Genomic DNA, 11,086 nt, shown 5'->3' with positions numbered 1-11,086 from the left:
AGAATAGCCTGGAGAGTAGGGTTACTAGTTGTAATTGTGGCGCTAATTGTACCAGTCTGATTAGTTTCTGTCAGATTATCATTGATGGCGGCGATGGTGACTGAGGGGAAAACTTGGGTGGTTTGAGTCGGGTCGATAGTTAAAGTCACCGAGGAGTTTGAACCATTCAAGTTCAGTTGAGCATCGGGAGTCAGAGTCAGGTTGATTGGCACTCCACCATTAACCAAAGTCGTGCCGGCAACACCGAGACTACTAAGTAGGCTGGCGACATTAACACTCACCCCTAAAGTATCTGTAGCACCGCCTTCTGTCAGAGGGTTTGTTAGTCCTGTTAAAGTAATCGGGGAGACAATTACTGGAGGTGTTACCGGATCGAGGATATTAGCAGTAACATTTGCAGACAGTAGGGAGGAAATGGGGTTAAGAATAGCCTGGAGAGTAGGGTTACTAGTTGTAATTGTGGCGCTAATTGTACCAGTCTGATTAGTTTCTGTCAGATTATCATTGATGGCGGCGATGGTGACTGAGGGGAAAACTTGGGTGGTTTGAGTCGGGTCGATAGTTAAAGTCACCGAGGAGTTTGAACCATTCAAGTTCAGTTGAGCATCGGGAGTCAGAGTCAGGTTGATTGGCACTCCACCATTAACCAAAGTCGTGCCGGCAACACCGAGACTACTAAGTAGGCTGGCGACATTAACACTCACCCCTAAAGTATCTGTAGCACCGCCTTCTGTCAGAGGGTTTGTTAGTCCTGTTAAAGTAATGATTGCCAGTACAGAGGTGTAAGCTTCCCTTACTGTTTCTGAAAACGCCAAGGAAGTGTCAATCTTGCCAATTGTAACTTCCAGTTCCCAGTCTCCTCCTTTAAGAGTACTGCCAGTAGGGTTGGCAGAAGCTGCAATATTTGCCCCAGTCAGTTGGTGGAGCTTTGACAAAAAGGCTTCGCCAATTTCTCCAGATGCAATATTACAACCATAAAGGAGTACAGAGGCAGAGGAGAGAAGGCTTGACCAACTTTGCACGTCCTCTGCATAGCGATTGAGTGTTTCGTTGCTGAGTTGACTATTCCCTAAATAGACTCGTCCTGGTGCGCCGTGAGAAACAATATGCAGGCTGTTAACTTCTTGATAGGATGCTAGTACTTGATTAATTTGCTCAATGCCATCTCTATCGTTATCTAGAACTACAACACAAGTATTCGGTAAAACACCTGCTACTAATGTTTCGTAGTTCTCTACCTTGGAGTCAATGATAACTAGGCGATTAGCAGAAATTTTCCAATCGAGGTTTTTAGTAGCGATCGCAGTAGGTATTGTGTCCAACATAAATTTAGGATTCATAGAAGTTTGTTTTTATCTTCAAAACTTTTGTTAGTTTTACTTTTGAATAATTCAAAAGCCTTATTTAGCAAAGCTTACACCTTGTTTGTTAGCCCTATTTAGCTGTTTTGTTTTGGCTATAATTGAATGCGTGTTTAATGGCGTTCCAAAGATGGCTGATGCAAAAGATAAATTGAGTGCGATCGCAAATAGGTTTAGAAAATCCATAGTTCAGGTATTTCCCTTGTATGGATTTATCCACACTATGTTTTTGATTGAATGAACTTTTGCTCTCAACCTTTCTACTTTTCTACTTTCTTTTCAGTCACACTCGTTTCTCTAATTTAATGACCCTAAGAAACTTCGTAATTCGTAGCTCTACGGGTTTCATGAACTTACTCATCCCGAACTCAGTAATCTTTTTAGCAACCAATCACCTTAAACAAGGGTGCGATCTGTAGTTTTACGCTTTTACTGAACTTACCCATCCCAATCTCAGTAATTTTCTCAGGGTGCTATTATTTATTTCAGCATAAACCGCAATTTTAGCAATTTTATAAGTAATTATTTACACATTTTAATTGTTAAGCCGCAGTGCCTATGAGTCTAATGAAATAAGATTATGGTTATTTATGAGTATTCTTAGTCCTCCTTTACTCTTAGACCACACCAGGACTTACGCACAGGTAATGTAAAATTAAATCTCAAAGGATGCAGAAAACACAGAGAAGCCGGAGCGGCTGCTTTTGCTGTAGACGCTTTGCGGCTTGGCGCAGGTATTGGAACTTCGTTGGTAATAAGACTTAGAGAGGTTTTTTGCGTAAGTCCTACACACATAACCATTCGCTAATAGCTAAAAAGATGAAAGCATTTTTACAAGCATTTTTTTCATCCGACTATATACCGCATGGACATTGCTACCTTTGGCAGCCAAGGTTAGTTTGGTTGCATGGAATGTCAGATGCGTTAATTGCCCTGGCTTACTATTCCATTCCCATCTTTCTGATTTACTTGTCTTATAAACGCTCAGATATCCCTTTTCGTGGGGCTTTTTGGCTATTTGGAGCCTTCATTGTTTGTTGTGGAACCACTCATCTGCTAGAAATCTGGACGCTGTGGCATCCAGTATACTGGCTGACAGGAGGAATGAAAGCAGTGACAGCGATCGTCTCTCTCCATGCAGCACTGACGCTGATTTTGTTAACTCCTAAAGCTTTAACATTACCCAGTCCGGCTCAACTAGAAATTGCAAATCAGACCCTTGAACAACTCAATCAAGCACTGGAAATAAGAGTGGCTCAACGCACAGAAGAGCTAACGAAAACGATTCGGCAACTACAAAATGAAGTGGAACAGCGCCAGCAAACCGAAAACGAACTGCAACGATCTAATCAAGAGTTAGAGCAGTTTGCCTATGTTGCTTCCCATGACCTACAGGAACCCTTGCGGGTCATTGTCAGCTATACCGAACTACTGGCAGAGAAATATCAAAAACAGTTAGATGAGAAAGCCAATAAATACATCACTTATATTGTCAATGCTGCGACTCGAATGCAAGCACTAATTGAAGACTTACTATCATATTCCAGAGTCGGTCGTTGCGATTTTCGATTAGTTTCAACCGATTGCGATCGGATAGTTGACCAAGTGATTCAGACACTCCATGTTGCGATCGCTGAAAGCCACGCCACCATCACGCGCGATCGCCTCCCAACGATCGAAGCCGACAAAGAGCAATTTAGCCGTTTATTACAAAACTTAATCAGCAACGCGATTAAATATCGTCAAGAACAGCCACCTCAAATTCACATCAGTGCAACCCAAAAAGATAACAAATGGCTATTTGCAGTGCAGGATAATGGGATTGGGATTGAAGCGCAATATGCACAGCGTATCTTCATCATCTTTCAGCGCTTACATACCCGTCGCCAATATTCTGGCACAGGACTGGGTTTAGCCATTTGTAAGAAAATTGTTGAGCGTCACCACGGAAATATCTGGATGGAATCAGAGGTAGGGAAAGGATCTGTTTTCTGGTTTACAATTCCCATAAAAAAAGAAAACTCCCAATGAGCAAAGACTCTCACCCGATTGAACCTATTGAAATCCTTTTAGTCGAAGATTCACCGGAAGATGCCGATTTAACGATTGAAATCCTGGGCGATGCTAAAGTTCTCAACCGAATTCATGTGGTGGAGGATGGTGTTGAAGCCCTAAAATTTTTGCGGCGGCAGGACGATTATGCCAATGTACCTCGTCCAGATTTGATTTTACTGGATTTGAATCTCCCGAGAAAAGATGGTCGAGAAGTTTTAGCGGAACTGAAAACCGATCCCGATCTGAAGTTGATCCCGGTTGTGGTTTTAACAACCTCTGCGGCTGATGAAGATATTTTGCGAACTTACGCACTCAACGTCAATTGTTATGTAACCAAACCTGTCGGTCTAGAAGAATTTGCTAAGGTGATTCGTTCGATTGAATTTTTTTGGCTGGCGGCTGTTAAGTTTCCCAAAGTTGTATAGTAGGCTTTAGATAACCTCTGGTGCATTCAAAGCCCTTGTATTAAGCAATACCTTTGCCAAAATAAGAGCCTACAAAAATTTTGGCAAAAACTGGCAAAATGACCCATATATAAGCTTTTAGCTGAAAAGGTAGCTTGAACTGTCAGAACCTTTATGTACTGGGCAATACGCTAAAAAATACCTTGCGGGAAACCTGAAAGGAATTTTTAGGACTTATTGTTTTTGCCCAGTTTCGGAGAAATGGGAGTTTGGACATCAAATCATCCTCGTAAATTGGCTAAGGTACTGATTAGGGCTAACGCATTTTGTTAATAAACTCTTAAATAATCGTATTAAGAATAGCTTATTAAGTTAGTATCAGATTTCGATTATTACTGTTTTCTACTTACATGAGAAAGAAGCAATGGCTACGACCGCCGCAAGTATCGCTATAGATCCAATTCTGTAAAAGGGACCGGGGATTGGGGATTAGGGATTGAGGGTTGGTTTATCAAACGAAAAATGAAGCTATATATTAATTTTAATCTAGTAAAAACGTGAATATTTTTGCTAGTAGTATTTAGGATTATTCTATCTTTTTTAGATTGTAATAACTTTCGTTTTTCCTGCCTGGTGCAATTGTTCTGCATTTTGGATTAATTGTTGTAACTGTTCGTACTTCAAAATAATTAAACGTTTTGTTGCTTTAGTATTGTATTCAATATAATTCAATATGTCACTATCTATTTTTGTCAAAAAAGCTCTTGAAAGTTCTTCTATGGCAGAATGTTACTATTTTGGGGATATCTCTTTTAAGATAGGTTTTGGCATCACTATGGGCAAAACTCATGACGAAGAATGATTCTCTACAAATTCTATTAATTGAAGATAGCCTAGAAGATGCAGATATATTACAAGAATTTCTGGAAAACACAGATCGAACTAGTTGGAAGGTGACAGTCGTAGAAAAACTGAGAATAGCCCTCGAAAAACTGCGTTGCCACAGTTTTAATGTGATTTTGTCCGATCTGTCCCTGCCCGATGCTCATGGTTTAGAGACGATCGCCCAACTCCATACAGCAGCTCCAACCTTGCCGATTATCGTACTCACCAGCCTCAAAGACGAAGCGATCGCTTTAGAAGCAGTGCGGCAAGGCGCACAAGATTATCTCGTCAAAGGGCAAATTAACACCCATGCCCTGATTCGCTCCATTCACTATGCCATCGAGCGATCGCGAATGCAACAGATAATGCATCAACAGTCAGTGGCGATCGCCGTATCAAGTGAAGGAATTGCCATTTTAGATGCCCAATGGAACTATGTGTATGTCAACGAAGCATATTCCAAAATTTACGGTTACAAAGATTCCAGTCTCCTGCTACAAACCAATTGGAAAATTCACTATCACCCGAATCAACAAGCTGGCTTGAGGGGCGAAATTGAGCAAAGTCTACAGCAACGGAAATTTTGGCGAGGAGAAACCGTTGGTTATAAATGTAATAGTCAACCCTTTGACCAAGAACTGTCAATCTCATTGTTACCGTATGGAGGAACAGTCTGCATTCTCCGAGATATTAGCGATCGCAAACGAGCAGAAGCCGCCATGCAACAAGCTTTGCAGCAAGCAAGAGAATTGCACCAACTCAAGTCTGAATTCATCACGATGGTTTCCCATGAATTCCGGACACCTCTGAGTGTGATTTTGGTAGCAACAGAGACGTTAAAACGCTATGCTCATCAATGGACTCCAGAAAAAAACCAGATTCGCTACAATCGCATCATTGCTGGAGTACAGCGCATGACTGAGTTGCTTAACGATATGCTGGTTATGAACAGTTCGGGGGCACATCAAGCTAAACTCAACCCCGTACCGTTGAACTTAGAAAAGTTCTGTCAAGAATTAATTGCCACATTAACCACCAGCGAACACCCAATTATCTTTGAAAGTCAGGGCAATAGTCGGCAAATTTACCTCGATCCAACTGTGGTGGAACTCATACTCACCCACTTACTCTCCAATGCGATTAAATATTCTCTTGACTCTGGAAAGGTGATGTTTGACTTGATTTTTGCTCCCGAATATGTAAGATTCTCTATTCAAGATTGGGGTATTGGCATTCCCCTAGAAGACCAGGACAAATTATTCATTCCGTTTTATCGCGGTAGCAATGTTGGCAATTTGCCTGGGACGGGCATAGGGCTAGCAATTGTTAAGCAATTTGTGGAAGAGTGTCAAGGTGTAATCAATGTTACTAGTCAAGTGAATCAGGGTACTTTAATTAGAGTAACTTTGCCAATTGCTTTAGTAGAGCAAATTCATGACCAAAATCCTGGTAATTGAAGATGAGCCATCATTACGCGAAGAAATCCTCGATATCTTAGAATCTGAGGGCTTTGATGTAATGGGAGCAGAAGACGGGTTAGAGGGGCTGGATTCAGCTCAAACAAACTTCCCTGACCTGATCCTCTGCGATGTAATGCTACCCGGATCTGATGGGTATGCAGTGTTATCGGGACTGAGACAAAATCCGGACACAGCACTGATTCCTTTCATTTTCCTCACCGCTAAAGCGACCCGCGAAAATGTTCGGCAGGGAATGGACTTAGGCGCAGATGATTATTTGACAAAACCCTTTAGGATGGATGAGTTGCTTAACGCGATTACAAGTCGATTGACTAAACAAGCAACAATCGTCCAGATTCATCAGAAAGTTACCCAGCTTCAACACTCCAATTTGCTTAAAGACGAGTTTATTGGGACTGCATCACAGGAATTACGAGGCCCAGCGACTAATATAATGATGGCGTTGAAACTCTTGCAACAAGCTGTTAACCCAGAGCAAACGCAACGCTACATCGATCGCTTGCAACAAGAGTGTTACCGCGAAATTCATCTGATCGATGACTTGCTCGATTTGCATTATTTAGGCGCAAACGAACGTCCTTTGCAACCCGAAAAATTGAATTTACAAACCTGGATTCCTGCGATCGTCGAACCATTCAAAACCCAGGCTCGAAAACGCCAACAAACTCTCTGGAGCAACATTCCACCTTATTTGCCAATGCCTGTAATCGATGCCGCAGATTTCAAGCGCATCTTGAGCGAACTGCTTAACAATGCCTGTAAATACACTGCTCCCGGTGGCAAAATTGTTTTAGAAGCTCGTTGTGATTTGACTGCATCCGAGGCAATAAATCCAGATGGTCAGATGATTATGCTTATTGTTAGCAACGAAGCAGAGATTCCCGATAAGTTCATTCCCAATCTGTTCCAACCGTTTTATCGAGTTCCAGAGAGCGATCGCTGGCAGCAAGGCGGCAATGGTCTAGGCTTAACACTGGTTGAGAAATTGGCTAAACGACTGAACGGTAAAGTTCAAATTAGTAGTAAAGCGGGTTGGACTCAGTTTACGCTTCAACTACCGATTGAGACTAATCCGCCTACTACCTTGGCTCCTAATAAATGAAAAACTCCATCCTTTTGTGGGTGAAGTTTTTGGGCATGGGGGATGGGGCATGGGGCATGGAAAAGAGCCACTAATGACGGCAGTTGCTACAAGTCCGGAAACCCGCCCAAAGCACAAAGCACTGCCTCCTCAATGCTCAATGCCCAATGCCCCAAGTAGGCGGGCGGCTATCCCTCTCCACCCACAATTCGATTGAGTTTCCCGCGACTTTCAATGAAGGTAATCCATTTTTAGTTTTCTTGTGCCAACTTACTTAATATGTCCAAAATATTAGTCATTGAAGATGAAGTTTCATTGCGCGAAGAAATTCTTGATATTTTAGAAGCAGAAGGCTTTGAGGTCGTGGAAGCCGAAGACGGTCAAACAGGGATTTTTTTAGCTCAGTCCCAGCATCCCGAATTAATTCTCTGCGATGTGATGATGTCAGGCGCAAATGGCTACGAGGTGCTATCGACATTAAGGCAGAATCTAGATACGGCATTAGTCCCCTTTATTTTTTTAACAGCTAAAAGCACCCATGAAGATATTCGTCAGGGTATGAATCTCGGTGCAGACGATTATTTGACGAAACCCTTTGGTGTCGATGAATTATTAGCAGCGATCGCCGCCCGACTCGCCAAGCAAGAAGCGGCATTCCAGGCGCAGCAGCACTGTGCACTTTGGGATTCGTTGACCAACTTACCTAACAAAGCGTACTTAATCGAGCAACTTAATCGGTTAACTCAACAGACACCCACAAATACAACCTCTCAGTATGCCGTGTTATTTGTGGGTTTAGATAACTTTAAGGAAATCAATGATGCTTTTGGGCAACTGATGAGCGATCGCTTGCTGCAAACTGTAGCTACTCAACTGGAGCAAATCCTTGCACCTGAGCAGTTCCTCGCCTATTTTGGCTGTGACGAATTTATTATTATTCTAGAAAACCTTCAGCATCTATCGACGGCAACCAAGCTAGCCGAACAATTTCATCAACAAAGCTTGAAACAGGCATTAGATTTAGGAAGTTGTGAAGTATTCAACAACATAAGTATCGGGATTACGCACAGCCAATTTAACTATAGCAACGCCATCGATCTGCTTGCAGATGCTTCTTTAGCAATGCATCATGCCAGAACAGCAAGCAGCGGATATACTGTGTTCGATCCGGCAATACGAGTCCATCTTTCCGAGCAGTTACAGTTAGAAACAGACTTGAGACGAGCGATTTTAAAAAGCACATATTCGGGTAAACAGCAAGAATTTTGCTTGCATTATCAACCGATTGTTCATTTGTTTACAAATCAGTTAATAGGGTTTGAAGCATTGATTCGCTGGCATCATCCTGAAAAAGGACTCATACCACCGATTCAGTTTATTGCGATCGCGGAAGCAAAGGGGCTAATTCAGGAGTTGGGCTGGTGGATTCTCCAAGAAGCCTGCGAGCAACTGCGAAGTTGGCAACAACAGTTTCCTCAACACGCTGACTTGATTATGAATGTCAATATCAGCGCCTTGCAATTGAATCGAATTGACTTTAGTCAACGGTTGGCAGAAATATTGCAGCACTCCCATTTGTCAGGTGAGTACTTAAAATTAGAAGTGACTGAGAGTTATCTGTTAGAAATGACAGAGGATAACAGTCAAGTCCTCCAATCGCTGAAATCGCTGCAAATTCAGTTATGTATTGATGACTTCGGCACGGGATACTCCTGCTTGAACTGTTTGCATCAGTTCCCAATTGAAACGCTGAAAATCGATCGCTCTTTTACTAGCCAGATTGATGAAGATGGCCAAAATGCCGTCATTAAAGCTATTATTACCCTGGCTGACAGCCTGGATATTAACATCGTGGCAGAAGGAATAGAAACCTCAGTTCAACTGGAAAAATTAAAAGAATTGAATTGTAAGTTGGGACAGGGTTACTTGTTCTCTAAACCGTTGACCAGCCAAGCAGCCACGCAAGCGATCGCCAATGGGATTTTTAGTTAAACTCCAGAAAGCCAATTCCGCAAACGGCGGACTTCCAAACAAAACAATAATCATTGGACTTATACCATTTCACGAAAAGCCTGATACAAATAACGCTTCCAAAATAAAATTCCAGCCAGCAATAGATTTAAATTGAGCAGTTAATTTATCTAACTGTTTCCATACGGCTTCTCGTAACTAATTAAAAGAAGTTAGCCAATTTAGTTGCCAACCAGGAACGCGCTTTGAACTCAAATTTACCGAACGCCAGTATCAACAGAGATTTTTTGTTCACTCGACGGTCTGGTTACAGGCAAAGTTACCCTAAACGTTGTACCTTTACCAACTTCGCTGTCGAAAGTAATGTCTCCCCGCAACAAATCAACACAGCGCTTCACAATTGCTAAACCCAAGCCCGTGCCTGGAATATCAGCTACATTACTGCCTCGGTGAAACGGCTGAAAAATATTAGGATAATAATCGGCTGGAATCCCAATACCTCGATCTCGAACTTCAATTTCAACTCGATCTGCTTGCCGATCGAGCAGGAGTAAAATCGACGTATCTTCAGGCGAATATTTCAGAGCATTTAACAACAAATTCTTTAACAGATAATTCAGCAATCGTTCATCCATGAAGGCAACAAGCGTCTCTTGCTGACTCAGCAGCCGCAATCGATCTTGCCGTTGTTGTACTGTCACTATTTCGATTAATTGTTGAGCCGTACTCAACAACTCAATCTCAGTCAGTTGCAGCTGATACTGATTTGTTCCGGTTTGCACCAGAACCAGTAAATCCTCGCGTAACCAGTTCATACGGAGCGCCGCATTCTGAATACGCTCAATGGCACGCTGCTTTACCAAGGGTGGAGCCTCAAATTCATTCAATAGTTCGGCACTGACCTGAATCACACTGATAGAGTTGCCTATTTCATGCACTACCATGCCCAAATAGTTTTGAAACAAAGGATTTAATTGCTGTTGCTTGGGTTGGCTTTCAGCCTTGGTTTGCCTTTGAGCTATCTCGATCGCTTTTCCGATCTCGGATTCAGCTGTGTGCAATGCCAACGCAATCTCAATAGTTGTTCTCAGGACGCGCTCGTTGAAGGGTTTGATCAGATAAGCAAGGGGGTGGGTTGCTTTTGCCCGTTCCAAAATAGTTTCATCATCGTAGGCAGAGATATAGATCGCCGGAATTGGAGCAGTCTGATGAATGCGCTCTACCGCCTCAATACCGTCGATTTCTCCCGGTAACATAATATCCATCAAAATCAAGTTAGGCTGAAGTTCTGCCGCCTTGGCAATCGCCTCTGCTCCATTCCCTGCAATTCCGACTATGGTGTAGCCCAGACTCATTAAATTGGTTTCTAATTCTCTCGCAATCAGAACTTCGTCTTCTACAACCAGAATTTTTGGATTATCCATAATATTTAGGGCTTACTGAAAACATAATAAAAAAGTCAACAAACGCCGTCTTAAAACGCATAACTGTATCCAGTTTATGAATTGCTAAACAGTATTTGTGACTGATTCCCGCAACACGACCGTTTTTAGTTGAAATATCAAAGCTTCCAGATTTTCGACAAAGCAAACGTCCGGCATAGATGCTTATTTTCTTGCCACTATTAACTATGGCTTTAACAATGTCGCCAGTTTGAAAACCAATATTTGGAATTCTAAAATTTGCTTCTTTTTTTCGTTACTACAGTCTTCTGGAGTCTGCTCAAAGGTGAACCAGTACTTCTAATATCTCCTTGTTTTCATAAACTGAATTTTCTCTGGTGCGATAATTTTTGTCAACATCAACGGATTCTGGACAATAACTAGTACCGCTACGTTGGAAGTCAAA

Annotated in this window: 7 protein-coding genes; 5 read left to right on the top strand and 2 right to left on the bottom strand. The window is 42.1% G+C overall.

What is annotated here, in order from left to right; genetic code table 11:
- A partial coding sequence (locus RMZ95_RS25710) for a DUF4347 domain-containing protein (RefSeq protein ID WP_409883811.1) occupies positions 1–1,340 on the bottom strand: 1,340 nt, incomplete at its 3' end.
- 840 nt (positions 1,341–2,180) lie between these two features.
- On the opposite strand from RMZ95_RS25710, the gene RMZ95_RS25705 reads away from it, so the two are divergent.
- The 5 genes from RMZ95_RS25705 (at position 2,181) to RMZ95_RS25685 (ending at position 9,259) form a co-directional block, all read left to right on the top strand.
- Positions 2,181–3,392 carry a sensor histidine kinase gene (locus RMZ95_RS25705; protein ID WP_322683233.1) on the top strand — a complete coding sequence of 404 codons (1,212 nt, stop codon included), beginning with the start codon at positions 2,181–2,183 and terminating at the stop codon, positions 3,390–3,392.
- Positions 3,389–3,841, top strand: coding sequence for a response regulator (locus RMZ95_RS25700; protein WP_322683232.1), 453 nt, complete (start codon positions 3,389–3,391; stop codon positions 3,839–3,841). The genes RMZ95_RS25705 and RMZ95_RS25700 overlap by 4 nt, the downstream gene beginning before the upstream one ends.
- Positions 3,842–4,668: 827 nt before the next feature.
- The gene (locus RMZ95_RS25695; protein ID WP_322683231.1) at positions 4,669–6,162 is read left to right on the top strand and encodes a sensor histidine kinase; all 1,494 of its coding nucleotides are present in this window, start codon (positions 4,669–4,671) and stop codon (positions 6,160–6,162) included.
- On the top strand, positions 6,140–7,288 hold the full coding sequence (locus tag RMZ95_RS25690; RefSeq protein WP_322683230.1) for a response regulator: 1,149 nt from the start codon (positions 6,140–6,142) through the stop codon (positions 7,286–7,288). The genes RMZ95_RS25695 and RMZ95_RS25690 overlap by 23 nt, the downstream gene beginning before the upstream one ends.
- A gap of 258 nt (positions 7,289–7,546) precedes the next feature.
- Entirely contained in the window at positions 7,547–9,259 is a 1,713-nt protein-coding gene (locus RMZ95_RS25685) for a putative bifunctional diguanylate cyclase/phosphodiesterase (RefSeq protein WP_322683229.1), read from the top strand.
- 236 nt (positions 9,260–9,495) lie between these two features.
- Here RMZ95_RS25685 and RMZ95_RS25680 read toward each other — a convergent pair whose 3' ends face one another.
- A complete protein-coding gene (locus RMZ95_RS25680) occupies positions 9,496–10,662 on the bottom strand; it encodes an ATP-binding protein (RefSeq protein WP_322683228.1) in 1,167 nt (388 codons plus the stop codon).
- Between the last annotated feature and the right edge of the window lie 424 nt (positions 10,663–11,086).

The organism is Nostoc sp. DedQUE07, assembly GCF_034530975.2.
In the GTDB taxonomy this organism is placed as follows: Bacteria; Cyanobacteriota; Cyanobacteriia; order Cyanobacteriales; family Nostocaceae; genus Nostoc.
This window is presented reverse-complemented; position numbering and strand designations above follow the sequence as displayed.

Bases quoted from the DNA above. Each gene is read 5' to 3' on its own strand.
- RMZ95_RS25705 (WP_322683233.1), top strand. From the start codon at position 2,181: ATGAAAGCATTTTTACAAGCATTTTTTTCATCCGACTATATACCGCAT.
- RMZ95_RS25685 (WP_322683229.1), top strand. From the start codon at position 7,547: ATGTCCAAAATATTAGTCATTGAAGATGAAGTTTCATTGCGCGAAGAA.
- RMZ95_RS25700 (WP_322683232.1), top strand. From the start codon at position 3,389: ATGAGCAAAGACTCTCACCCGATTGAACCTATTGAAATCCTTTTAGTC.
- RMZ95_RS25680 (WP_322683228.1), bottom strand. From the start codon at position 10,662: ATGGATAATCCAAAAATTCTGGTTGTAGAAGACGAAGTTCTGATTGCG.
- RMZ95_RS25690 (WP_322683230.1), top strand. From the start codon at position 6,140: ATGACCAAAATCCTGGTAATTGAAGATGAGCCATCATTACGCGAAGAA.
- RMZ95_RS25695 (WP_322683231.1), top strand. From the start codon at position 4,669: ATGACGAAGAATGATTCTCTACAAATTCTATTAATTGAAGATAGCCTA.